The sequence below is a fragment of the Pseudomonas sp. PA-6-3C genome (assembly GCF_021605825.1).
In the GTDB taxonomy this organism is placed as follows: Bacteria; Pseudomonadota; Gammaproteobacteria; order Pseudomonadales; family Pseudomonadaceae; genus Aquipseudomonas; species Aquipseudomonas edaphica.
In genome coordinates, this window is the sequence record NZ_WKDV01000067.1 from 1 (window position 1) to 24,663 (window position 24,663).

The following is a 24,663-nucleotide window of genomic DNA, read 5'->3' on the forward strand; positions in this document are numbered from 1 at the left end:
GCAGCCCAGCGCGAGCAAGCTCGCTCGCCACAGTCTGCGTCGCCTTCAAGTCCTGTGGTGAACAGAGGCTTCTGTGGCGAGCAGGCTTGCCCTGCGTTGGGCTGCGCAGCAGCCCCCGACCCAGGCAGCGCGTTCTTTCTGGTAGACCTCATTGACAGGTTTTGGGGCCGCTTCGCAGCCCAGCGCGAGCAAGCTCGCTCGCCACAGTTTGCGTCGCCTCCAAGTCCTGTGGTGAACAGAGGCTTCTGTGGCGAGCTGGCTTGCCCTGCGTTGGGCTGCGCAGCAGCCCCCGACCCAGGCAGCGCGTTCTCTCAGGCAGACCTCATTTGGCAGGTTTTGGGGCCGCTTCGCAGCCCAGCGCGAGCAAGCTCGCTCGCCACAGTTTGCGTCGCCTTCAAGTCCTGTGGCGAGCAGGCTTGCCCTGCACTGGGCTGCGCAGCAGCCCCCGACCCAGGCAGCGCGTTCTTTCTGGTAGACCTCATTGGCAGGTTTTGGGGCCGCTGCGCAGCCCAGCGCGAGCAAGCCTGCTCGCCACAGAAGCCTCGTTCAGGCGGTCATGCTTTTGTATATGCCAGGTGAATGATCGTCGCGGTTGGGCAGGCCGGCCTCTATGCTCGGTCCATCTCCCAACCACAAGATCGAGGTAGCCCATGCGTGAAGTAGTGATCGTCGACAGCGTGCGAACCGGCCTGGCCAAGTCCTTTCGTGGCAAGTTCAACCAGACGCGCCCGGATGACATGGCGGCCCATTGCGTCAACGCGCTGCTGGCGCGTAATGGCGTCGACCCGGCGACGGTCGAGGATTGCATCGTCGGCGCCGGCTCCAACGAAGGTGCCCAGGGCTACAACATCGGGCGCAACGTGGCGGTGCTCTCGCAACTGGGCACCGGGACGGCGGGCATGACCCTCAACCGGTTCTGTTCCTCGGGCTTGCAGGCGATTGCGATTGCGGCCAACCAGATCGCCTCGGGTTGCAGCGATATCATCGTTGCCGGTGGCGTCGAGTCCATCAGCCTGACCATGAAAAGTGTCAACACCGATAACCTGATCAACCCGCTGCTCAAAGAGCAGGTGCCGGGCATCTACTTCCCCATGGGCCAGACTGCCGAGATCGTCGCGCGCCGCTATAACGTCAGCCGCGAAGAACAGGACCTGTACGCCCTGCAAAGCCAGCAACGTACCGCCCAGGCCCAGGCCGACGGCTTGTTCAACGATGAAATCGTGCCGATGGCCGTCAAGTACAGGGTCGAAGACAAAAACACCGGCGAGGTGCAGGTGCTCGATGGCGTGGTCGACGGTGACGACTGCAACCGCCCGGACACCACACTGGCCAGCCTCAATGGCCTCAAGCCGGTGTTTGCCGAAGACGGTTCGGTGACGGCGGGCAACTCTTCGCAGTTGTCCGATGGCGCTTCGATGACCTTGGTGATGAGCCTGGAAAAAGCCCTGCAATTGGGACTCAAACCCAAGGCGTTTTTCCGTGGCTTTACCGTGGCCGGTTGCGAGCCGGACGAGATGGGCATCGGCCCGGTGTTCTCGGTGCCCAAGTTGCTCAAGGCCAAGGGTTTGCAGGTGGCGGATATCGACCTGTGGGAGCTTAACGAAGCGTTTGCCTCGCAGTGCCTCTATGCCCGCAATCGCCTGGAAATCGACAATGGCAAATACAACGTCAATGGCGGCTCGATCTCCATTGGCCACCCGTTCGGCATGACCGGGTCGCGGCAGGTCGGGCACCTGGTGCGTGAGTTGCAGCGACGTAACCTGCGCTACGGCATCGTCACCATGTGCGTGGGCGGTGGCATGGGCGCTACCGGATTGTTTGAGGCGGTGCGTTAGTCAATCGACAGCTCACACCTATCCATACAAAAGGGGGAGCGTGCTCCCCCTTTGCGCATTCGCTGTTTGGTAATAATCAGGTACTTCTCTGCTTGTTTGATTAGTTGCTCAAAGGCCGTAAATACGGTTATTTTTTAATGCGCGTAATCCCCATCTTACAGAGACGGTCTGATTTGAATTGTTCTCATTAATCTGCATGTAGTCCTTTTCCTTCAGCCAGTTTTAAAGTTTTGGCAAATAGCCATGTTTTTCCTGCGCGCTTTGGCGTACTGCGGCTACTTGGTTTGCGGAAACAGACGGCTTACTTGCTCAAGTGTGAAGTGGAGAATTGCCCGGCGTTGAGCTGATTCCTGGATTGCAATACAACAAGTTGGAAAAACTCAGGAATCATCGGCTTAACAGCACGGGTTATAACCGCTCGTTTAATCAGCCCTGCACCGACCTGTGGCCGGGCTTCTTTAATGACACTTGTTAATAAGTGGGAATCTGTAGATGAATACCAAAATGAAAGCTGCGCTGTTGTCTATCGGTCTGTTGGCCGGCTCGATCTCTGTTGCGCAGGCAGCGGATGGGACCGTCACGTTTCTGGGGTCGGTGCATTCGGGTGCTTGCTCCATCAAGCCTGACTCTGTGGATCAGACCGTTCGCCTGGGGGCGATTGCCAAACACCAACTGGAATCGGGCGGCAAGTCTGAAGCGCGCCGCGTGCTGATTGAACTGGAAGGCTGCGACCTGTCCGGCCTGACCGATAACACCGTGACCACGACCTTCACCGGCGCACCGTCGAGCGTGGTTCCAGGTGCGATCGGTACGGTCGGCGGCGCTGGCGGCGTGGGCATCATGATGACCCACGGTGGCGCACCTGTTGAGCTGGGTGTTCCTACCACCCCGCAAGTCATCTCCACCGGCAACAACACCCTGGAGTTCGGCGCTTATGTGCAAGGTGCCGCCACGGACCCGATCATTCCTGGCGATTTCAGCGCAGTAACCAACTTTACCTTGGCTTATCAGTAAGTTTTTCCCCCCGCCACCACGTGTGGCGGGGGGACGCTGACGGGAGATCCAGGTGAAAACATTCCTACGTTTGGCTATCGCCTCTTCATTGACGACGTTGATCTGCCCTTACGCTCTGGCCCAGGACGCTTCGCAGGGTGAAGGCGTCGTCCTGTTGGGCGGAGAAGTCGTGGACTCAGCCTGCGGGCTGGAGCTGAGCAGTATCGATCAAACCATCGAAATGCCGTCGGAGCCAGTTGGCCGGCTGTTGCGCAACACGCGGGGAGAAGATCACCCGTTTCAGTTGCGTTTGGTCAACTGCTCACTGACACGTCCGGACCCGTCGCGCCCAGGGGCAACCCTGCCTGACTGGGAGCACATGCGGGTGACGTTTGATGGGCCGACCGACCGGGCTGGGCTTTCCTTCGCTGTGTTCGGTGGCTCCCAGGGGGTTGCCCTGCACATTGTGGACGCGGCCGGCGAAGAGAGTATTCCCGGGCAGCGAATGTCGCCTACGCCACTGTCGGAGGGCGATATGACACTTAACTACAGGTTTTATCTGGTTGGCAATGGACTGCCACTGGTAGTGGGCGCCCACAGTGCCGCAGTGCGGTTCAAGTTGGAATACTTTTGAACATTGATGGACAGGCTTTCATGTTGAATACAGCGAAGATCAAAAACACGCTGCGCCCGAGTCTGTTTGGCGGGCTGATGTCTCTGGCGGGAACTGCATTGGGTGCCGGGGATATCGAGTTTAATACCGACGTTCTTGACTTGATTGATCGCACCAACATTGACTTGTCTCAATTTGCGCGCAGCGGGTTTATTTTGCCCGGCACGTACTCGATGGTCGTGCACATCAACGGCCAGCCAATTGCCGAACAATCGGTGGCGTTCTATCACCCCGATAATGATCTCAAAGGCAGTCAGGCGTGTTTATCTCGCAGCCTGGTGGAACAGTTGGGTCTAAAAGCGGCGGATGCCGACAAACTTGCCTGGTGGAAGGGCGGCGAATGCCTTGATGTTCAAAGCTTGCCGGGCACCGAGGTCAGTGGCGACCTGGCCACGTCCACGCTGAGCATCAATCTGCCCCAGGCCTACCTCGAATACAGTGCCATCAACTGGGACCCGCCCTCGCGGTGGGACGAAGGGGTGCCGGGGTTGTTGGTTGACTACAGTCTGACGGCGCAGTCCAACTACCAGCGCGGCGATGGTAACCGCAATAACCTCAGTGGCAACGGCACCGTTGGCGCCAATGCCGGCGCCTGGCGGTTGCGGGCCGATTGGCAGGGGCGCGTCGAGCGTGGCCGGCAGGAAGCGGCCGGGCCGCAAAAGCTGGAGTGGAGTCGCTACTACGCGTACCGCGCCATTCCTGCGCTGAAGGCACGTTTGGTGGTGGGCGAGAACTACCTGTATTCGGACCTGTTCGACAGCTTCCGCTTTACCGGTGCCGCGCTCAACTCGGATGAAAGCCAGTTACCGCCCAACCTGCGTGGGTATGCGCCGGAAGTGGTCGGGGTGGCCAAGACCAATGCCAAAGTCATCATCAGCCAACAGGGCCGCGTGCTCTACGAAACCCTGGTAGCGGCGGGGCCTTTTCGTATTCAAGACTTGCAGGATGCAGTGACGGGCAAGCTCGATGTGCGGGTGGAAGAACAGGACGGCTCGGTCCACAGCTTCCAGATGGATACGGCCGGGGTTCCTTACCTTACTCGCCCGGGGCAAGTGCGTTACAAGCTGGCATCCGGGCGCCCGTCCAACCTTCAGCATGGCGGTGACGGCGACTTTTTCGGCACCGGGGAGTTTTCCTGGGGCATCAGCAATGGCTGGTCGTTATTTGGCGGCGGCATGACCGATAACAACTATCGGGCGTTGTCCGTGGGGGCGGGGCGCGACTTGCTGGCGTTCGGCGCGGTCTCGCTGGATGTGACGCAGTCTCACGCCGAGGTGTGGAACGAGACGCTGTCGGGCAAATCCTACCGCCTTCAATACTCCAAGAACTTTGAGCAGTACGACAGCCAGGTGACCTTCGCCGGTTACCGGTTCTCCGAGAAAAACTTCTTGAGCATGAGTGAATACCTGGATGCCCGGTATTACGGGCTGAACGGTGAACTCGGCGGGCGTGGTGATTACCGTGACCCGAGTGAGGGCTGGAAGCCGATTGGTGGCAGCAAGGCGCTGTACACGGTCACGGTCAACAAGCAGTTTCGTGACCTGGGCGCCACCGTCTACGCCAGCTACAACAAGCAAACCTACTGGGATAGGCCCGACACCCAGCGCTGGAACCTGTCGCTGTCGCGCTACTTCAACGTGGGCACGGTCAAGAACATGAGCCTGTCCTTGAACATGTACCGCACCCAGGAATACAACTACAAAGACAACGGCATGGCCGTCACGGTCAGCCTGCCGCTGGGGCGCACCGGCACATTGTCGATGGACGCCAACCGCACCGCCGGCAGGAACAACTTTGCGACGCGCTACAGCGATCGTCTCGATGAGCGCAACAGCTATCAGCTCAGTGCCAGCGATTCGTCCGCCAGCGGTTACTTGAGCCATATGGGCGACCAGGCCGATATCGACGTCAGCGCCAGCACGCAAGAGGGCGGCTACAGCAGCCTGGGTGTGTCGGCGCGTGGCGGTGGCACGGTCACGCAATATGGCGCGGCCTTGCACCGTACCACCAGTACCGGCGGCACGCGCCTGATGCTCGACACCGGCGGTGTACCCGACGTGCCGGTGCGCGGTTACGGCTCGCCGACCCGTAGCAATGCCTTCGGCAAAGCGGTTATTTCCGATATCAGCAGCTATCAGCGTACGGCAGCCAGCGTGGACCTGGAGCGCTTGCCGAGCACGGTCGAAGCCACTCAATCGGTCACGCAGTTGACGCTCACCGAAGGGGCGATTGGTTATCGCTCGCTGAGCGTGATTGCCGGTGAAAAAGCCATGGCGATTCTGCGCCTGCCGGATGGCAGTTCGCCGCCCTTTGGCGCCACGGTGAAGAACCTCAAGCAACAGGACACCGGCATTGTGAATGACGGCGGCAATGTCTACCTCAGCGGCCTGCAGGCCGGCGAGCAGATGGTCGTCAGTTGGGGCGGCAACGAGCAATGCATCCTCACGCTCCCCACCGTTCTGCCCGTCGATGGCTTGACGCACGCCCTGCAGCTGCGCTGCCAGAGAGTTGCCGCTGCCCCATCCCTGCCCGAGCCAGCCACGCTGACCGGGGAGCTTACCGACACGGAGAACACAGCCTCATGAAGCTTGATATGCGCCTCACCTTCCCAGCGTTCGCGCTGCTGGCCCTAGGCTTGAGCCAGGGCGCCAGCGCCGCGGTTGGCCTGGATCGTACCCGGGTGATTTTCGATGGCGGCAAAGATGCCACCAGCGTGAACATCACCAACAACAATACTCAGCTGCCGTACCTGGCCCAGGGTTGGATCGAGGATGAAACCGGTAAAAAAATCAATTCACCCTTGATCGTGCTGCCGCCGGTCCAGCGCCTGGAACCCGGCAAACAAAGCCAGGTGAAAGTCCAGGCGCTGCCGGCCGCCAAGTCGTTGCCGCAGGACCGCGAGACGGTCTATTACTTCAATTTGCGCGAAATCCCGCCGCGCAGTGATAAATCCAACACCCTGCAAATTGCCCTGCAAACCCGCATCAAGTTGTTCTACCGCCCGGATGCGATTGCGCCGAGCCAGCAAGACCTGTCCAACCCCTGGCAGCAGAAACTGACCCTGACCCGCGAAGGCGATCAATACCGGGTCCATAACCCGACGCCGTACTACGTGACCCTGGTGGATGCACGTGCCAGCAAAGACGGTAAAACCGTGCCGGGCTTTGCGCCGGTGATGGTTCCCCCCAAGGACGCGCTGACCCTGGGCCCCAGTGCCAAGGCACTGGGTACGTCACCTTATCTGGCCTATGTGAATGATTACGGCGGCCGTCCACTCCTGGCGTTCACCTGCAATGGCAATACGTGCCAGGTCAACGCGCAGGCCTCAGCGCCGAAATGAGTAATGCTGCTGGAGAACATCATGAAGTCGCAAAGTGTGAAGGTCTTGGGCTGCCTGTTATGGGTCTTGGCGATGGGCGCGCACGCCGCCGACGATGACGAAGATATCGAAGGGATGAGCGGAATGTTGAATGTCCTCGGGGCCATGAATGAGTCGCCTTGCAGTCTGGATATGACCTCATTGCACCAGACGGTGGACCTGGACGCAGTGTCGACCAGCCATTTGCAACGGCCTGGTGATCAGGCGCCCGCCAAGGCTTTTCAACTGCGTTTTACCGACTGTATGCGCACCGCCGGTCGCGTGCGCAACGAACGCACGGGCAACCTGACATGGAGTGCTTACCAACCTGTGTTGTCGGTGGCGTTTGTCGCGCCGGCCGACGCCGATGATCCACGGTTGGTCAAAGTCCAGGGCATCACCGGGATGGGCCTGCAATTGACCGATCCCCTTGGCCGGGATGTACAGCTGGGCTCAAAGGGCGAACCGTTGATTCTGCCCGTGGGCCGCAATACCCAGACCTGGAATGTTCGGCCTACGCGCACCTCGGCGCCGTTGAGCAGTGGGGCTTTCAGGGCCGTGGTGGAATTCAGGCTCAACTATGAGTAAGGGCAGAGCGATGGCTAACTCAATCGGCCCGTGGGCCATTCTGATCGCTGGCAGCCTGCTGTTGGCTGTCAGCCAAGGCGTGCAGGCACAGACCAGTTTGACGATTCGCGCGGTCATCATTGCACCGCCGCCATGTGTGATTAACAGCGGCAATACGTTGGATGTACCGTTTGGCAACGACCTGCAGACGTCACGGGTGGACGGGGTCAATTATCGTCGCGATGTGCCGTATACCGTCACCTGCGATTCCCCCTACAGCAATGCGTTGACCCTGGCACTCAACGGCACCGGTGCAGCGTTTGACAGCCGCGTGCTCTCCACTCGCAAGCCCGACCTTGGGGTCAAGCTGTTCGTGAATGGCGCTGACTGGCCGCTCAATACCCGGGTGAATTTTACCTATCCCAATTTCCCTGTGGTGCAGGCGGTGCCAGTCAAGCGTGCGGGCAGCCAGCTGACCGGCGGGGCGTTCGATGCCACCGCGACCCTGGTGGTCGATTACCAATGACGGCGACCGATAACGGCTATCTCTATGAGGAACGATCAATGAAGGTTTGGCCACAGCGGGCCTTGCTCGCCCTGTGCTCCATCGGCCTGTGCAGTGGTGTGTCGGCCAACCTGACGTTCAGCGGCACGCTGAATGAACCTCCGCCCTGCACCATTGACGGCGGCAACACCATTGAAGTCGATTTTGGCGACGTCGGGGTCAAGCGCGTCGATGGGGTGAAATACCGCAAAGGCGTCGGCTACGCCATTAACTGTGGCACCGATACCCTGCCGTGGGAGTTGAAGCTAAGCGTCAACGGCACCGCCACCACGTTTGACGGCGCTGCTGTGCAGACCAGCGTGCCGGCGCTGGGCATTCGGGTTTTCCAGAACAGCCTGCCATTTCCACTCAATACGCCAATGGACATCAACCTGTCGTCCCCGCCGACCTTGGAGGTGGTGCCGGTGCAACAGCCTGGCGCGGTTCTGACCCCGGCGCGGTTTACGGCAGTGGCCACATTGTTGGCCGAATACCAGTAGGAGCTGAGTTGATGCGATATGAAATTGTGCATAAGGCCTGGCTGGCAGTGCTGCTCGGTTTAGGCCTGATCCCCATGGGGCATGCGGCGGACAACCTGAGCTTCAAGGGCAACCTGGTGGAAGAGGCCTGCACCATCCGTCCTGGTGATGAGGCCATAACCCTGGAACTCTGGGACCTGACCAGCAAGTACCTCTACCTCAACACGCGTTCAGTGGGTAAGCGCTTCCAGCTGCACCTGGAGGACTGTGACACCACCATTGGCGACTCGGTGACCATCATGTTCGGCGGTACGGAAAACCGCGAACTTCCGGGTTTGCTGGCGCTGGATGGTGGCAGTGGCGCCACGGGGATTGGCGTGGGCATAGAAACCCTGAGCGACAAGCCCTTGCCCTTGAATGCCGTCAGCGACAAACAGCTGTTGAGCGATGGCAACAATGTCATTGAGCTCAAAGCCTATGTGCAGGGCGAGCCGACCGCGATCAGGGATCAAACCATAGGGCACGGTGCGTATACGGTGACCTCTACTTTTACGTTGGACTACCCCTAGCGGCGAGCCGTCAGTCCAGACATGAATTGGTGGCATCCGGGTAGACAGGAGCAACGAGAGATAAACATGAAACGACTCTATGCAGCAGCAGTGCTTATCGTGCTGGCGGGTATGACGACGACCGCGTATGCCGTCGACTGTCGCGTAAATGGTGGGCCTTGGCAAAATGGCAACCCCAACCTGCAGGTTCCGGTCACGGTGACCCTGAGTGCAGACCGCACCCGGGTCATGTTGGAAGGGGCAAGGTTGGAATGTCGCTTCACTTACAGCGGCGGCCCCGCCTGGCATTCGGACTTCTGGGCAAGTGGGAGTGCTGCGGGTACCGCGTGGACGCCCGGGCCAAAGTTTGCCGGCGAAGGCACCGGTTTGCGCATCAACGGCTCGTTCTACAACACGCCCGTGCCCAGTGGCATAGCAATAGCCACGATTCCCAACAACGGGGTGTTTTACCCGATCAATGTCACCCCCTACATTCTGCTGCGTAATTATCCGTCCAACCCGTTCGATGTTCGCATCGGCGACAACCTCGGCCTGTTGCGCCTGACCAGCTCGAACAATTACGACGGCACCCGGCCACAGCTCACGGTGACCTACACGGCGGCCAACAACTTCACCGTCTCGCCCTCCACCTGCACCATCAACAATAACAACCCGATCGAGATCAACTTCGGCGACGTCCACCAACGCGCCATAGGCTCCGACCCGTTGACATCCTCCGTCGTCAGTAACCGCAGGCTGACCTACTCATGCCCCGACGGTGGGATCAACACACCGATCACCATTACCTACAAAGGCACCCGTTCCGCGTTCGACCCGCGCCTGCTGATCATGAGCAATCCCGATGTGGGCACGGCGTTGTTGCGCGGCGGTGCTGCAGTGTCTGTCAACGGCTCATTCCTCACCCGTATCACCAACAGTGTGGGCGGCGATGATGTGACGTTTTCGCTGGTGCGGCGCAATGGTTCACTGCCGACGCCTGGCGCCATCAGCGGCAGTGGTGTGTTGGTGATGGGGGTGCCCTGACCCCCAAATGATCGATACCCAAAGCACAACGCCTCGCCCTAGAATGCCAGCTCCTCCACCTCTGGCATTTTGGGGCGCTCATGCACATCTCTTCCGGTCGCTGGGTCTATGGTTTTGGCCTGACCCTGCTGACTGCGTTTCTCTGGGGCATTCTGCCGATCAAACTCAAGCAAGTATTGCAGGTGATGGACCCGATCACCGTCACCTGGTTTCGCCTGGTGGTGGCCGGCAGTTGCCTGTTTATCTACCTGGCGCTGAGCAAACGCTTGCCCAGTCGCAAGGTGCTTGGTCCCAGGGGCGGCTGGCTGGTGGCGATGGCCGTGTGTGGTTTGGTGGGCAACTACGTGTTGTACCTGGTGGGCCTGAAAATGCTCAGCCCCGGCACCGCGCAATTGGTGGTGCAGATGGGGCCGATTTTTTTGATGATCGCCAGTGTGTTCGTGTTCAAGGAGCGTTTCAGCCTGGGGCAGGGCATGGGGCTGGTGGTGCTGATCTTGGGCTTTGGTCTGTTCTTCAACCAGCGCCTGGCTGAGCTGCTGACCTCCATGGGCACCTACACGGCGGGCGTGTTGACGATCCTGCTGGCTACCACCATCTGGGTGTTCTATGCCCTGGGCCAGAAGCAATTGCTGACGGTGTGGAATTCGCTGCAGGTGATGATGGTGATCTACTTGTCGTGCGCCCTGTTGCTCACGCCATGGGCACATCCGCTGGAGGCGTTGCAATTGAGTCCGCTGCAAGGCTGGTTGCTGCTTGCGTGCTGCATGAACACACTGGTGGCCTATGGTGCGTTTGCCGAAGCACTGGCGCATTGGGAGGCCTCGCGCGTCAGTGCGACTCTGGCGCTGACGCCGTTGGTGACCTTTGTGGCGGTGGCGGTGGCGGCGTGGCTGTGGCCGGACTATGTGCAGGCCGAAGAGATCAATGCCGTGGGCTATATAGGGGCATTGGTAGTGATGCTGGGTTCAGCGACGGTAGCACTGGCGCCGTCGCTGCTCGCCGGGCTCAAGGCCCGGCGGGTGCGTATGGCGTCTTAATACCTTATTAAGGACGAACACTCTCACTGTGGCGAGCAGGCTTGCCCTGCGTTGGGCTGCACAGCAGCCCCAGCCAGCTTTAACTGACTCACCGAGTCGCCAGTTCTCTCAGTGGCCGGCTTCCAGCATGTTCTCCGGGCGCACCCACTGGTCGAACTCTTCATCAGTCAGATAACCCAGGTCCAGCGCCGCCTGGCGTAGCGTCAAGCCTTCGGCGTACGCCTTCTTGGCAATCTGCGCCGACTTGTCGTAGCCGATATGCGGGTTGAGCGCCGTTACCAGCATCAAGCCGCGCTCCAGGTGCTCGGCCATTTGCTCGGCATCCGGCTCAAGGCCTGCGATGCAGTGCTCCTGGAAGTTGTTGCAGCCGTCGGCCAGCAGGCGGATCGATTCGAGCAGGTTGTGGATGATCACCGGCTTGTACACGTTCAGCTGCAAGTGCCCTTGACTGGCGGCGATGCCGATGGTCACGTCATTGCCCAGCACCTGGCAGGCCAGCATCGACAGCGCTTCGCACTGGGTCGGGTTGACCTTGCCGGGCATGATCGAGCTGCCCGGCTCATTGGCCGGCAGCTTGACCTCAGCCAGCCCGGCACGTGGGCCGGAACCCAGCAGGCGCAGGTCGTTGGCGAGCTTCATCAGCGCCACCGCCAGGGTCTTCAGTGCGCCGTGCAGGGTGACCAGCGGTTCATGGCCGGAGAGGGCGGCGAACTTGTTGGGGGCGGTAACGAACGGCAAGCCGGACAACGCCGCCAGCTCGGAGGCGATCGCCTCACCAAAGCCATGCGGCGAATTGAGCCCGGTGCCCACGGCGGTGCCGCCCTGGGCCAGCTCGCACACAGCGGGCAGGGCGCTACGGATGGCGCGCTCGGCGTAGTCGAGTTGGGCGATAAAGGCCGAGACTTCCTGGCCGAAGGTGATCGGCGTGGCATCCATCATATGGGTGCGGCCGGTTTTCACCAGTTTCATATGGCGTGCAGCCAGCTCGGCCAAACCGCCAGAAAGCGTGGCGATCGCCGGGAACAGGCGTTGATGAACCGCCTGCACCGCCGCAATGCTCATGGCTGTGGGAAAGCAGTCGTTGGAGCTTTGCGAGCGGTTCACATGGTCATTGGGATGCACCGGGCTTTTGCCGCCACGGGCCTTGCCCGACAGCTCGTTGGCGCGGCCGGCGATCACTTCATTGGCGTTCATATTGCTTTGGGTGCCGCTGCCGGTCTGCCATACCACCAGCGGGAACTGGTCGTCGTGCTGGCCGTCGAGCACTTCATCGGCGGCCTGTTCGATCAGGCGGGCGATGTCGGCGGGCAAGTCGCCGTTGCGGTCGTTGACCCGTGCTGCGGCTTTCTTGATCAGGGCCAGCGCGTGCAACACCGCCAGCGGCATGCGTTGCTCGCCGATGGCGAAGTTCACCAGCGAGCGTTGGGTCTGGGCGCCCCAGTAAGCGTCATCCGGGACTTGGACGTCTCCCAGGCTGTCGGTTTCGATACGGCTCATCGGGCACACTCCTTCAGGTTCGTTTGCGCAGTTTAGGCTGTGATCCGTTGGTGGGGTTCCATAAAAGACTTTTCATCGAGGGTATTCCCATGCGGTTCAGGCTGCCTGCGATGGCGTCAACGGGTTGTCACTGATAAACCGCGGTGCTTGCATCGCAGCGGTGCGACGATTCGACAAGCCGGCTCGCATAGAAAGGCAGATCCCAGCCCCGTGCCCCCGCAAAACCAGGCTGAACAAGGCCTGGGGTTGAGCCGCAAGGTTTTTTAGGCGCAGAATGGTCGCCCTTGGGGTCTTACCTCGCCTGCTAGAAAGGAAACTCGATGACTCGTCTTCGTGCCATCTGTACCGCGGTTGCTCTGGTTTGCGCCAGCGGCCAGGTTTTTGCCGATACCGCCAGCCATAACGCCAGTGCCGAAGCCTTCCTGACCCTGGCCCACGCTGACAAGCTGGGTACCCCGGTGTACATGCAAGTGCAGCAAATGTTTGCCCAGCGTTTCGCCCAGACCAAGGCACCTGCCGCCAAGCAGTCCGTACTCGACAGCTACCAGGCCAAGGCCAATGCTGCGCTGGACCAGGCCATCGGCTGGCCGAAGCTGAAGCCGGACATGGTCAAGCTCTACACCACCAACTTCAGCGAATCCGAGCTCAAGGACCTGGTAGCCTTCTACCAGTCGCCACTGGGCAAGAAAGTCCTGGAAAAAATGCCGCAACTGACCCAGCAATCGGCCCAGATGACCCAGGCCAAGCTGGAAAGCGCGGTACCTGTGGTGAACAAGCTGCTCGAAGACATGACCAACGAGCTGACGCCTAAAGCCCCGGCCCCGGCCAAGAAGAAGTAAACAGGAATGACCATGCAACAGCGTATCGAATCGGCACTCGTCGCCCTGAGCCCGGAATACTTGAGCGTGCTGGATGAAAGCCATATGCACAGCCGTGGGTTGCAGACCCACTTCAAGGCCGTGCTGGTCAGCCAGCAGTTCGAGGGGCTCAACCGCGTCAAGCGCCATCAGAAGGTCTATGCCACCCTGGCTGACCTGATGAGCGAATTCCATGCGTTGGCGCTGCATACCTACACGCCTGACGAATGGGCGAAAATCGACGCAGCCCCGGCCTCGCCGACCTGCGCCGGCGGGCACTGACACTGTGGCGCATGGGCGTTATGTGGCGAGGGAGCTTGCTCCCGTTGGGCTGCGCAGCAGCCCTGATGCCCATCACTGCGATCTTTGTGAAAGGTCACAATCGCCTTATCGGGGCCGCGTCGCAGCCCAGCGGGAGCAAGCTCCCTCGCCACAGTAAAGAGGCGGCCCATAAACGTCGCCAATTTTGTTAGAATCCGCAACGCGCCGCTTAGCCGGCGCGTTTTTTTTTGCATCCGGTTCACCCCTTACGAGGGTAGCCACCTGGAGAGAACACCCATGACTCAACCGATTGTCGTGGCGGCACTGTATAAGTTCGTCACCCTCGAAGATTACGTCGCCCTGCGCGAGCCACTGTTGCAGGCAATGGTCGATAACGGCATCAAAGGCACCTTGCTGATCGCCGAAGAAGGCATCAACGGCACCGTTTCCGGCAGCCGTGAAGGCATTGATGGTCTTATGGCCTGGCTCAAGAACGACCCACGCATGGACGACATCGACCACAAAGAGTCGTACTGCGACGATCAGCCGTTCTACCGCACCAAGGTCAAGCTCAAGAAAGAGATCGTGACCCTGGGCGTCGAAGGCGTTGACCCGAACAAAAAGGTCGGCACCTACGTCGACCCGCAGGACTGGAACGCGTTGATCAGCGACCCTGAAGTGCTGTTGATCGACACGCGCAACGACTACGAAGTGTCGATCGGCACCTTTGAAGGCGCAATCGACCCGAAAACCACCAGTTTTCGCGAATTTCCTGACTATATCAAAGCCAACTTCGACCCGGCCAGGCACAAGAAAGTCGCGATGTTCTGCACCGGCGGCATTCGTTGCGAGAAGGCTTCCAGCTACATGCTCAGCGAAGGTTTCGACGAGGTTTACCACCTTAAAGGCGGGATTCTGAAGTACCTCGAAGAGGTGCCGCAGGCAGAAACCAAATGGCAGGGCGACTGCTTTGTGTTCGACAATCGCGTGACCGTGCGTCACGACCTGAGCGAAGGCGACTACGATCAATGTCATGCCTGTCGCACACCGGTCAGCGTAGAAGACCGCGCGTCCGAGCATTATGTGGCTGGCATCAGTTGCCCGCATTGCTGGGATAAGCTGCCGGAGAAGACCCGTCGCAGCGCCATCGACCGGCAAAAGCAGATCGAACTGGCCAAGGCCCGCAACATGCCGCACCCGATTGGCTTCAACTACAAGCAAACCCCTTCCGAGGCCTGACCCATGCCCGCGCGCCTGCTCTATGTGATGGACCCGATGTGTTCCTGGTGCTGGGGCTTTGCCCCGGTGGCGCAGGCGCTGGTTGAGCAGGCCCAGGCGGCCGGCGTGGATGTGCACCTGGTGGTGGGCGGTTTGCGCACCGGCAGCGGCGCGGCACTCGAGCCGACTACGCGGCGCTATATCCTTGAGCACTGGCAGGCCGTTACCGACGCCACCGGCCAGCCGTTCAAGCGCGAAGGCGCGTTGCCCGACGGGTTTGTCTATGACACCGAGCCTGCGTGCCGCGCCATCGTCACCGCGCGCAGCCTGGCGCCGGATTGCGCCTGGACACTGCTGGGGCTGATCCAGCGTGCGTTTTATGTCGAGGGCCGCGATGTGACCCTCGCCAGCGTGCTGGTGGAGCTGGCCGAGCAGGCGGGCATTCCGCGCATCGAGTTTGCCGGCGCCTTCGACCGCGCCGAGCAACATGCGGCGACGGCGGCTGACTTTACCTGGGTGCAGGACTTGGGCATCGCCGGTTTCCCAACGCTGCTGGCCGAGCGTAATGGCCAGCTGGCGTTGCTGACCAACGGTTATCAGCCGTTGTCCGAGCTGTCGCCCTTGCTCGCCCGATGGCTGGAGCGTGCCACCTGTGCAGGATGAGCCCAAACGCACCGACCGACTGACTTGGGCGGAAGTTCGCCGCCTGGCCCTGCGTCACAAGAAATCCCTGTGGATCGCCAATGGCGTTGCCGTGCTGGCGACCCTGTGCAGCGTGCCCATCCCTTTGCTGTTGCCGTTGCTGGTGGACGAAGTGCTGCTGGGCCACGGCGATGCTGCGCTCAAGGTGATGAACCACGCGTTGCCACTGGGTTGGCAGAAGGCCGCCGGTTATATCGGCCTGATGCTGTTGGTGACCTTATGCCTGCGCTGCGGTGCGCTGGTGTTTAACGTGGTGCAGGCGCGGCTGTTTGCGCGGCTGGCCAAGGACATTGTGTACCGCATCCGCGTGCGCCTGATCGAACGGCTCAAGCGGATTTCCCTGGGCGAATACGAAAGCCTGGGCAGTGGCACGGTGACCACGCATCTGGTCACCGACCTGGACACGCTGGACAAGTTTGTCGGCGAAACCCTCAGCCGCTTCCTGGTGGCCATGCTCACGCTGGTCGGCACCTCGGCGATTCTGGTGTGGATGCATTGGCAACTGGCACTGTTGATCCTGCTGTTCAACCCCTTGGTGATCTACGCCACGGTGCAGTTGGGCAAACGCGTCAAACACCTGAAGAAGCTCGAGAACGACAGCACTTCGCGCTTCACCCAGGCGCTGACCGAAACCCTCGACGCCATCCAGGAAGTGCGCGCCGGCAATCGCCAAGGCTTTTTCCTCGGGCGCCTGGGCCAGCGCGCCAAGGAAGTGCGCGACTACGCGATCCATTCGCAATGGAAAACCGATGCCTCCAGCCGCGCCAGTGGCTTGTTGTTCCAGTTCGGCATCGACATCTTCCGCGCGGCGGCGATGCTCACGGTGTTGTTTTCCGACCTGTCCATCGGCCAGATGCTCGCAGTGTTCAGCTACCTGTGGTTCATGATCGGCCCGGTGGAGCAGCTGCTGAACCTGCAATATGCCTACTACGCGGCGGGTGGTGCGCTGACGCGGATCAACGAGCTGCTGGCGCGGGCCGACGAGCCGCAATATGCCGGCGGCGAAGACCCGTTCACCGGGCGTGAGACTGTCGGCATCGAGGTGCGCGGCCTCAACTTCGGCTATGGCGAAGAGTTGGTACTCAACCAGTTGAACCTGGCTATCGCACCCGGCGAGAAGGTCGCGATTGTCGGCGCCAGCGGCGGCGGCAAAAGTACCCTGGTGCAACTGCTGTTGGGGCTCTATACCCCACAAGCCGGCAGTATCCGTTTCGGCGGTGCTACCCAGCAGGAAATCGGCCTGGCGACCATCCGCGAAAACGTCGCAGTGGTGCTGCAACACCCGGCGCTGTTCAACGACACCGTGCGCGCCAACTTGACCATGGGCCGCGCCCGCAGTGACCAAGCCTGTTGGCAGGCACTGGAAATCGCCCAGTTGGATGCTACCGTCAAGGCACTGCCCTTGGGCCTGGACAGTGTGGTGGGGCGCTCGGGGGTGCGCTTTTCCGGTGGGCAACGCCAACGCCTGGCGATTGCACGCATGGTGCTGGCCGAGCCCAAAGTGGTAATACTGGACGAGGCCACCTCGGCCCTGGACGCAGCCACCGAGTACAACCTGCACCAGGCGCTGGCGCGGTTTCTCAGTGGGCGTACTACACTGATCATCGCCCACAGGCTTTCTGCGGTGAAACAGGCCGACCGGGTACTGGTGTTTGATGGCGGGCATATCGCCGAAGATGGCGACCATCAGCAGTTGATTGCCGATGGAGGGTTATACGCCAAGCTCTACGGGCATCTGCAACAAGTGCGTTGATTTGGCTGAGCTATCGAGAGCGGATTCTCGCGTGCGTATCAAGCAGTGCATGTGCAAGGGATCTCATGAAGCAAAAGCGTACTCTCGCAGCGACGTTAAGCAAGCCTCGGTTGTTGGGCATTGTCTGGCCCTTTATCGCCGTCGTGCTGTTCCAGGCATTGCTGGGCTGCGTCAGCCTCTACATGCTGTCAGCGGTGCGCGGCTATGTAGCAGGCGAGAGCTTGTGGTCCAAGGGCCAGAAAGACGCCATCTACTATCTGAGCCTTTACGCCGATAACCGCGACGAAGCGACGTTCCTCAAATACCGGCAAGCCATCGCGGTGCCCCAGGGCGGCCATGAGCTGCGCGTCGCGCTGGACCGTCCCACGCCCGACCTTGCGGCCGCGCGCCTGGGCATCCTCAAGGGCGGCAACCACCCTGATGACGTGTCCAGTCTGATCTGGCTGTACCTCAATTTTCGCCATTTCAGCTACCTGGAAAAAGCCATCGAGCTGTGGACCGTGGGCGATGGTTACCTGGTGCAACTGGATGACCTGGCCCAAGCGATGCACCGGGCGATCCGCAGTGATCAGGTCAGCCCTGGCGACATTGCTGACTGGAAGACGCGCATCATCGCCATCAACGACGGCGTGACGCCAGCCGCCAAGGCCTTCAGCGATGCCTTGGGCGAAGGTTCGCGGATGATCCTGCGCCTGTTGCTGATCACCAACCTGGCCACCGCCCTGGGGTTGATCGTGCTGGCACTGCTGCGTACCCACAAACTGCTGACCCAGCGCCACGCCTTCGCCACCGCGTTGCAAGCCGAGAAGGAGCGGGCGCAGATCACCCTGGAGTCGATTGGCGACGGCGTGATCACCACGGATGTCGACGGCGCCATTGCCTACATGAACCCGGCGGCCGAGGCGCTGACCCATTGGAAGAACGCGCAGGCCCAAGGGTTGCCGCTGGCGGCGTTGTTCAACCTGCTTGATGAGAACGCCGAGCCCGATGGCTTCGCCCTGATTGAACACATTATCAAGGGTGAACTCAGCGGTGGCAGCGAGCATTCCAAGCTGATCCAGCGCGTGGACGGCAGCACGGTGTCAGTCACCCTGGTAGGTGCCCCGATCCGCAACGCCGGCAAGGTCAGCGGCGCGGTGCTGGTGTTGCACGACATGACCCAGGAGCGCCAGTACATCGCCAACCTGTCGTGGCAGGCGACCCACGATGCCTTGACTGGCCTGGCCAACCGCCGCGAATTCGAGTTCCGGCTGGAGCAGGTGCTGCAACAGGTAGCGCGCCAGCAGAGCGGGCGGCATGCCTTGATGTTCCTCGACCTCGACCAGTTCAAGCTGGTCAACGACACCTGCGGGCATGCGGCGGGCGATGAGCTGCTGCGGCATATCTGTGCGTTGCTGCAATCGGACCTGCGCGAAGGCGACACCCTGGCGCGCCTGGGCGGCGACGAATTCGGCATCCTGTTGGAGAACTGCCCGGCAGCGGTGGCGGAAAAGATCGCTGAAAGCCTGCGCCATACCGTGCAAAGCCTGCATTTTGTGTGGAAGGGCCGGCCGTTCATGACCACCGTGAGCATTGGTCTGGTGCATATCTCGCAATCGCCGACCACCCTGGAAACTTCGCTGCGCGCCGCTGATATGGCCTGTTATATGGCCAAGGAAAAGGGCCGTAACAGGGTGCAGGTCTACCATGCCGATGATTCGGAATTGTCCATGCGTTTTGGCGAAATGGCCTGGGTACAACGCCTGCACATGGCCCTGGAGGAAGATCGTTTTTGCCTCTACGCCCAGGAAATCTCGCCGTTGGGCCATACCGATGGTGGTAATGGTCATATTGAGATCCTCCTGCGCCTGCACGACGAGGCGGGTCGGATCATCTTGCCGGACAGTTTTATTCCGGCGGCCGAACGTTACGGTTTGATGACTTCGCTGGATCGTTGGGTCGTGGAAAACGTCTTTAAGATTATCGCCCGTTGTATGCAAGAGCGTGCAGGCCGTCCTATGGCTATGTGTGCGATTAATCTGTCAGGCATAACTATTGGCGATGATGATTTTCTCGGGTTTTTACGTGAGAAATTCGAGGCTTACAGCATTCCGCCGGAAATGATTTGTTTTGAAATAACAGAGACCAGCGCTATTGCCAATTTGGGCAGTGCAATCCGCTTTATTAATGAACTCAAGGCCTTAGGTTGCCATTTTTCACTTGATGACTTTTGTGCCGGAATGTCCTCGTTCGCTTATCTTAAACATTTACCTGTAGACTTCCTGAAGATCGACGGGAGTTTCGTAAAGGATATGCTGGACGACCCGATTAACCGTGCCATGGTCGAAGTGATCAACCACATCGGCCACGTCATGGGTAAGCGCACAATTGCCGAATTTGTTGAAACACCGCTGATCGAGCAAGCTTTACTTGAGATCGGTGTGGATTATGCTCAGGGCTACCTGATCGAACGTCCGCAATTGTTTACCTTTGATAGTCTGCAGTGCCGACCCGTGCGGCCGCAGCCACTGTTGCTAAAGGCGCCCGGCACATTCCGCTGAAGCATTCGACGGTCTGTACAATCACACTAGAAAAGGAGCCCTACAGTGATCGACACCTTCAACCGAACCGGCCCGCTTATGGAAGCCTCGAGTTACCCAGCCTGGGCGCAACAACTGATCCAGGACTGTAGCGAGAGCAAGCGCCGGGTTGTCGAACACGAACTGTACCAGCGCATGCGTGATAACACGCTCAGCGCCAAGACCATGCGCCACTACCTGATCGGTGGCTGGCCAGTGGTTGAACAGTTTGCCTTGTACATGGCACAGAACCTCACCAAGACCAAGTTTGCCCGCCATCCTGGGGAGGATATGGCGCGCCGGTGGCTGATGCGCAATATTCGCGTCGAACTCAACCACGCCGACTATTGGGTGCACTGGGCGCGCGCCCACGGTGTAAGCCTGGAAGAGTTGCAAGCGCAGAACGTACCACCGGAGTTGCACGCACTGAGTCACTGGTGCTGGCACACCAGCTCGGCCGATTCGTTGATCGTGGCGATTGCCGCGACCAACTACGCGATTGAGGGGGCGACTGGGGAGTGGTCTGCCGTGGTGTGTTCGACCGGCGTGTATGCGGCCGCCTTCCCTGAAGAAGACCGTAAACGCGCCATGAAGTGGTTGAAGATGCACGCGCAATACGACGATGCCCATCCTTGGGAAGCCCTGGAAATCATCTGCACCCTGGCCGGGATGAACCCGAGCAAGGCCTTGCAGGTAGAACTGCGTCAGGCGGTGTGCAAGAGCTACGACTACATGTACCTGTTTTTGGAAAGTTGCATGCGGTTGGAGAACGAAAAAGCAAAGGCCCCATCAGTTGTTCGTGAACGTCAGGTTCGCGCCGCCAGCGAGGCGTGATGTAAGCGTGATGGCGGGGTTTTACCCCGCCATTGCCAAGCGGTTGCGGCCTTCGCGCTTGGCCACGTACAGGGCGTTATCGGCCCGCCGCAACAGGCTTTCTGCCGACTCGGCGGCCAACAGGGTCGAGCAACCCAGGCTCACCGTCAGTTCAATTCGCTTGCCATCGGCCCAATAGTCCTGAGCCTCTGCCGCCCGACGCAGGCGTTCGCCGACCATACCTGCCGCGTCCCGGCCGGTGTTCGACAGCAGGATCAGAAACTCTTCCCCGCCAAAGCGAAACACCATGTCCACATTGCGCAACTGGCTTTTGATCGAGTCGGCGACAGCGCGCAATACGATGTCGCCCGCTGCATGGCCGTGGGTGTCGTTGATTTTCTTGAAGTGGTCAATGTCCAGCATCAACAAAGACAGCGGGCTCAGGTGCCGCCGGGCCATGTCGATTTCCCGTTGCAGCGTCTGGTCCATCGCAATGCGGTTGCCGGTTTCGGTCAGCGGGTCACGCAGGGCGCTGCGGGTGGCGGCGCGGTAGAGCAGGGCGTTACGCATCGGGTACAGCAACGTCGACAGCAGTGACTCAAGTTGCGCCAACTCGTCGTCCAGCAAACGCTGGTTGCGCCGGAATATCAACTCGCCCAGATGCTCGCCTTCATGGCTCAAGGTGTAGCTCACCGAGTGATGCCCGCGATGGCCAAACTCCAGGCGCAAGTCGCTGGCCTCATGGCGATATTGCAGCGCGTCCAACGGCACCAGCCGCTGAACTTCGCGAAAGAACAGCGCGAGAATGCGCTCCGGCTCAAGGCTGGTTTGCAACTGCTGGTTCAGTTGCTGACGAAGTTGCGCAAGTGTGGTGGGGCGACGTGGAAGCAGGGACGGCTGACCAAACCCCAGGCGTTGCAATTTGGCACTGTCGAAGTCAATTGCGTTGGTCTGGGTCGGTGATTTCATAAGCTGACGGCCTCTAAGCACTTAACTGTCTTACAGGCTGCACGAGAGCGGCAAATGCCAAGCGTCTTACTGTTCCTTCAGTTCCGTAAAACATTGGAAACAGTTTAAACCGCTTTGCCATGGGTTATAACCCCTGGGCCCTGCCACACGTCTTGTCATCGCTTAACCTGCTTGAAAGGGGTTAGAGCGAGATTCATGCCACTTTGTTTAACTTACAAAAACGCCTTATAAATCAACGACTGTTTTAAAAAACTCAACACAGTCGTTGTGCAGTGACGTCAGTTATTTGGCTGTTTGAACCAAGGTGGAGTGGTCAATCTGGTCAATCGAGGTGACGCCGGTCAAGGTCATGGCCACGCGCATCTCCTTGGCGAAGATATCCAGCAGGTTTTCCACCCCGGACTGGCCGGCGGCGGCCAGCGCATACACGGTCGAACGTCCCAGCAGGCAACCCTTGGCGCCCAGGGCGAGCATGCGTACTACGTCGAGTCCGGAGCGAATGCCGGAGTCCACCAGCACCGTGAGATCATCGCCCACGGCCTCGGCAATCGGCGGCAAGGCTTTGGCGGTCGACAACACACCATCGAGCTGGCGCCCACCGTGGTTGGAGACCACGATGCCGTCGGCACCGAAACTCACCGCGTCCTTGGCATCCTGGGGGTCAAGGATGCCCTTGATGATCATCGGGCCTTTCCAGAACTCACGGATCCACTCCAGGTCTTTCCAACTGATCGATGGGTCGAAATTATTCGCCAGCCAGCCGATGTAGTCTTCCAGGTGGGTGGGCTTGCCGAGGTATTTGGAGATATTGCCCAGATCATGAGGGCGGCCCATCAGGCCCACATCGAAGGCCCATTGCGGCTTGCACACCGCCTGCAGCATCCGGCGCTGCGCCGCATACGGCCCGGACATGCCCGAATGCGCATCACGGTAACGCGCGCCGGGTGTGGGCATATCGACGGTAAACACCAGCGTGGTCACCCCTGCGGCCTGGGCGCGCTCCAGCGCATTGCGCATAAAGCCGCGGTCCTTGAGCACATAGAGCTGGAACCAGATCGACTGCGGGCTTTGCGACGCCACCTCTTCAATCGGGCACACCGACACCGTCGACAGGCAGAACGGGATGCCCTTGTTGGCCGCCGCCTTGGCCGCCTGCACCTCACCACGTCGCGCGTACATGCCGGTCAGGCCCACGGGGCTGAGAATCACTGGCATGGCCAGCTCCTGGCCGAACAGCGTGGTCTTGAGGCTCAGGTTGTCGACATTGCGCAGGATGCGCTGGCGCAGGCTGATCTCGGCCAGGTCCGAACTGTTGGCGCGCAGGGTGTGCTCGGCGTAGGCGCCGCCGTCGATGTAATCGAACAGAAAGCGCGGCAGCTTGCGTTTGGCGGCTGCACGGTAGTCGGCGGCGGACGAGATGATCATGAACGGGTTCTCCACAGAGCTGGGTCGCACCACCATAAGCAAAAAGCTGGCATGATAAAAACAACTTTTATTACTAATACCCAGTCGCTATAGGAATATCGATGAACCTGAGAACCGTGCGGGCCTTTGTCGAAGTGGTGCGCCAGGGCGGTTTCTCCCAGGCGGCTGAGGTGGTGGCCCTGACTCAATCCACCGTGAGCAAGGCGGTCAAGACCCTCGAAGACGAGCTCGGCACGCCGCTGCTCAATCGCCTGGGCCACCGTAACGAGCTGACGGCCGCCGGCGAAATTGCCTACCGCCGCGCCCTGGTACTCCTCGCCGAGCACAACGACCTGGTGGCCGAGATCAACGACCTGCGCGGCCTCAAGCGCGGCGTGCTGCGCATCGGCCTGCCGCCGGTGGGCTGCGGCGTGCTGTTTGCCGCTATGTTCGCGGCATACCGCAGCCGCTACCCGGAGATCGAGATCGAACTCACCGAATACGGCAGCAAAAAACTGCGCGAATGCCTGGAAGCCGGGGAGGTCGACCTTGCCGCGTTGCTGTTGCCGGTGGACGAAGCCTTCGACTACCAGCCAGTGCGCAATGAACCACTGATGGCGGTATTGCCCATCAGCCACCCACTGGCCCAGCGCAAACACATCGACTTCACCGACCTGGCCGATTCACCGTTCATCTTGTTCGAAGCCGGCTTTGCCCTGAACGCCAAGATCCTCGCCGCGTGTGAGCGCAAAGGCGTCACGCCCCGAGTGACCGCGCGCAGCGGGCAAATCGACTTTATCGTTGACCTGGTCTCAGCCGGGCTGGGCGTTGCGTTTCTGCCGCGCATGCTCGCGCTCAAACATCAACACGCGGGTATCGCCTTGATTGCGTTGGACGAACCACACACCGACTGGCATATCGCCCTGGCCTGGCGGGCCAGCGCACACCTGCCACCGGCGGCGCGTGCGTGGCTGGATCTGGCCAAGGAAATGGCCAGCCCGGTGTAGCGGGCTGCGGCCGTAATTTGCAGGAATTCGTCAAAATGCTCCTCAATGCTTGACTTCTTCTTTTTAATCAGTAACATACGGCGCATTCCGCGATAGCTCAGTTGGTAGAGCAAATGACTGTTAATCATTGGGTCCCTGGTTCGAGTCCAGGTCGTGGAGCCAGATAGAGAAAAGCCTGCAGAGATGCAGGCTTTTTTTTGCCTTGGATTTTTTGAAATTTTTGTTAAGTGCATGATTTTAAAAAAACATAATTTTCAAACTGAACCTGATTTGTTTCACTTTTGAAACAAATTTGTACATTTTATTGACGCCATCAAAGTGCCATCCTAGAATCGCCGCCCATTGATAGCACAACGCTATGTAGAGGGATCTAGACATGTGGCGTTTGGAACGCCGGACCAGGTTTTGCCTGCTGTCCTTTTTTTTCTGCCTGGGCACCGCCGGATTAGCGCACGCCGCGCCCCCGCAGAGCACCCCCGGCATCACCGACCTGATCCGCGACCGTCAGGACCGCCTGCTCGAAGAGCAGCAGCGGCGCCTCGAAGA

Annotated in this window: 22 protein-coding genes and 1 tRNA gene; 20 read left to right on the forward strand and 3 right to left on the reverse strand. The window is 60.1% G+C overall.

Features of this window, described 5'->3' with window-relative positions; genetic code table 11:
* The first annotated feature begins 650 nt into the window (after positions 1-650).
* The 11 genes from GIW48_RS28265 to GIW48_RS28315 all read left to right on the forward strand — a co-directional run bounded on the left by GIW48_RS28265 (position 651) and on the right by GIW48_RS28315 (position 11,078).
* Positions 651-1,835, forward strand: coding sequence for a thiolase family protein (locus GIW48_RS28265; RefSeq protein ID WP_177034521.1), 1,185 nt, complete (start codon positions 651-653; stop codon positions 1,833-1,835).
* 504 nt (positions 1,836-2,339) lie between these two features.
* A complete protein-coding gene (locus tag GIW48_RS28270; protein WP_425326919.1) occupies positions 2,340-2,849 on the forward strand; it encodes a fimbrial protein in 510 nt (169 codons plus the stop codon).
* Positions 2,850-2,901: 52 nt separating this feature from the next.
* Positions 2,902-3,462, forward strand: coding sequence for a fimbrial protein (locus tag GIW48_RS28275; protein WP_017137809.1), 561 nt, complete (start codon positions 2,902-2,904; stop codon positions 3,460-3,462).
* Between the two features lie 20 nt (positions 3,463-3,482).
* Positions 3,483-6,086, forward strand: coding sequence for an outer membrane usher protein (locus GIW48_RS28280; protein WP_236461983.1), 2,604 nt, complete (start codon positions 3,483-3,485; stop codon positions 6,084-6,086).
* Positions 6,083-6,841, forward strand: coding sequence for a fimbria/pilus periplasmic chaperone (locus GIW48_RS28285; protein ID WP_170037826.1), 759 nt, complete (start codon positions 6,083-6,085; stop codon positions 6,839-6,841). Before GIW48_RS28280 ends, GIW48_RS28285 begins: the two co-directional genes overlap by 4 nt.
* Before the next feature lie 21 nt (positions 6,842-6,862).
* Entirely contained in the window at positions 6,863-7,447 is a 585-nt protein-coding gene (locus GIW48_RS28290; protein WP_026013763.1) for a fimbrial protein, read from the forward strand.
* Between the two features lie 10 nt (positions 7,448-7,457).
* Complete coding sequence (locus tag GIW48_RS28295) at positions 7,458-7,952, forward strand: fimbrial protein (protein WP_138450427.1); 495 nt, start codon at positions 7,458-7,460, stop codon at positions 7,950-7,952.
* A 38-nt stretch (positions 7,953-7,990) separates the two neighbouring features.
* On the forward strand, positions 7,991-8,470 hold the full coding sequence (locus GIW48_RS28300; protein ID WP_138450429.1) for a fimbrial protein: 480 nt from the start codon (positions 7,991-7,993) through the stop codon (positions 8,468-8,470).
* An 11-nt stretch (positions 8,471-8,481) separates the two neighbouring features.
* Positions 8,482-9,018, forward strand: coding sequence for a fimbrial protein (locus GIW48_RS28305; RefSeq protein ID WP_138450431.1), 537 nt, complete (start codon positions 8,482-8,484; stop codon positions 9,016-9,018).
* A 66-nt stretch (positions 9,019-9,084) separates the two neighbouring features.
* The gene (locus GIW48_RS28310) at positions 9,085-10,041 is read left to right on the forward strand and encodes a fimbrial protein (RefSeq protein WP_138450433.1); all 957 of its coding nucleotides are present in this window, start codon (positions 9,085-9,087) and stop codon (positions 10,039-10,041) included.
* An 80-nt stretch (positions 10,042-10,121) separates the two neighbouring features.
* A complete protein-coding gene (locus GIW48_RS28315; RefSeq protein ID WP_169984776.1) occupies positions 10,122-11,078 on the forward strand; it encodes a DMT family transporter in 957 nt (318 codons plus the stop codon).
* 108 nt (positions 11,079-11,186) lie between these two features.
* Here GIW48_RS28315 and GIW48_RS28320 read toward each other — a convergent pair whose 3' ends face one another.
* On the reverse strand, positions 11,187-12,575 hold the full coding sequence (locus tag GIW48_RS28320) for a class II fumarate hydratase (protein ID WP_017137799.1): 1,389 nt from the start codon (positions 12,573-12,575) through the stop codon (positions 11,187-11,189).
* 320 nt (positions 12,576-12,895) lie between these two features.
* On the opposite strand from GIW48_RS28320, the gene GIW48_RS28325 reads away from it, so the two are divergent.
* The 7 genes from GIW48_RS28325 to GIW48_RS28355 all read left to right on the forward strand — a co-directional run bounded on the left by GIW48_RS28325 (position 12,896) and on the right by GIW48_RS28355 (position 20,758).
* Complete coding sequence (locus GIW48_RS28325) at positions 12,896-13,414, forward strand: DUF2059 domain-containing protein (RefSeq protein ID WP_017137798.1); 519 nt, start codon at positions 12,896-12,898, stop codon at positions 13,412-13,414.
* Positions 13,415-13,420: 6 nt separating this feature from the next.
* Positions 13,421-13,714 carry a BolA family protein gene (locus GIW48_RS28330; RefSeq protein WP_099548936.1) on the forward strand — a complete coding sequence of 98 codons (294 nt, stop codon included), beginning with the start codon at positions 13,421-13,423 and terminating at the stop codon, positions 13,712-13,714.
* A 276-nt stretch (positions 13,715-13,990) separates the two neighbouring features.
* Positions 13,991-14,932 carry an oxygen-dependent tRNA uridine(34) hydroxylase TrhO gene (trhO, locus tag GIW48_RS28335; RefSeq protein ID WP_017137796.1) on the forward strand — a complete coding sequence of 314 codons (942 nt, stop codon included), beginning with the start codon at positions 13,991-13,993 and terminating at the stop codon, positions 14,930-14,932.
* A 36-nt stretch (positions 14,933-14,968) separates the two neighbouring features.
* Positions 14,969-15,574, forward strand: coding sequence for a DsbA family protein (locus tag GIW48_RS28340; RefSeq protein ID WP_177034541.1), 606 nt, complete (start codon positions 14,969-14,971; stop codon positions 15,572-15,574).
* A complete protein-coding gene (locus GIW48_RS28345) occupies positions 15,564-17,366 on the forward strand; it encodes an ABC transporter ATP-binding protein (protein WP_017137794.1) in 1,803 nt (600 codons plus the stop codon). Before GIW48_RS28340 ends, GIW48_RS28345 begins: the two co-directional genes overlap by 11 nt.
* 65 nt (positions 17,367-17,431) lie before the next feature.
* Positions 17,432-19,906, forward strand: a complete 2,475-nt coding sequence (locus GIW48_RS28350) for an EAL domain-containing protein (protein ID WP_186617780.1) — start codon at positions 17,432-17,434, stop codon at positions 19,904-19,906.
* A 78-nt stretch (positions 19,907-19,984) separates the two neighbouring features.
* Positions 19,985-20,758: a TenA family transcriptional regulator gene (locus GIW48_RS28355; protein WP_268935063.1), complete on the forward strand. Its 774-nt coding sequence runs from the start codon at positions 19,985-19,987 to the stop codon at positions 20,756-20,758.
* A 21-nt stretch (positions 20,759-20,779) separates the two neighbouring features.
* Here GIW48_RS28355 and GIW48_RS28360 read toward each other — a convergent pair whose 3' ends face one another.
* Positions 20,780-21,706, reverse strand: a complete 927-nt coding sequence (locus tag GIW48_RS28360) for a GGDEF domain-containing protein (RefSeq protein ID WP_017137791.1) — start codon at positions 21,704-21,706, stop codon at positions 20,780-20,782.
* A 282-nt stretch (positions 21,707-21,988) separates the two neighbouring features.
* Complete coding sequence (gene lldD / locus GIW48_RS28365; RefSeq protein WP_017137790.1) at positions 21,989-23,131, reverse strand: FMN-dependent L-lactate dehydrogenase LldD; 1,143 nt, start codon at positions 23,129-23,131, stop codon at positions 21,989-21,991.
* A gap of 101 nt (positions 23,132-23,232) precedes the next feature.
* On the opposite strand from lldD, the gene GIW48_RS28370 reads away from it, so the two are divergent.
* Positions 23,233-24,117, forward strand: coding sequence for a LysR family transcriptional regulator (locus tag GIW48_RS28370; RefSeq protein ID WP_099548938.1), 885 nt, complete (start codon positions 23,233-23,235; stop codon positions 24,115-24,117).
* A gap of 86 nt (positions 24,118-24,203) precedes the next feature.
* Positions 24,204-24,279, forward strand: a tRNA-Asn gene (locus tag GIW48_RS28375).
* Positions 24,280-24,663: the final 384 nt, after the last annotated feature.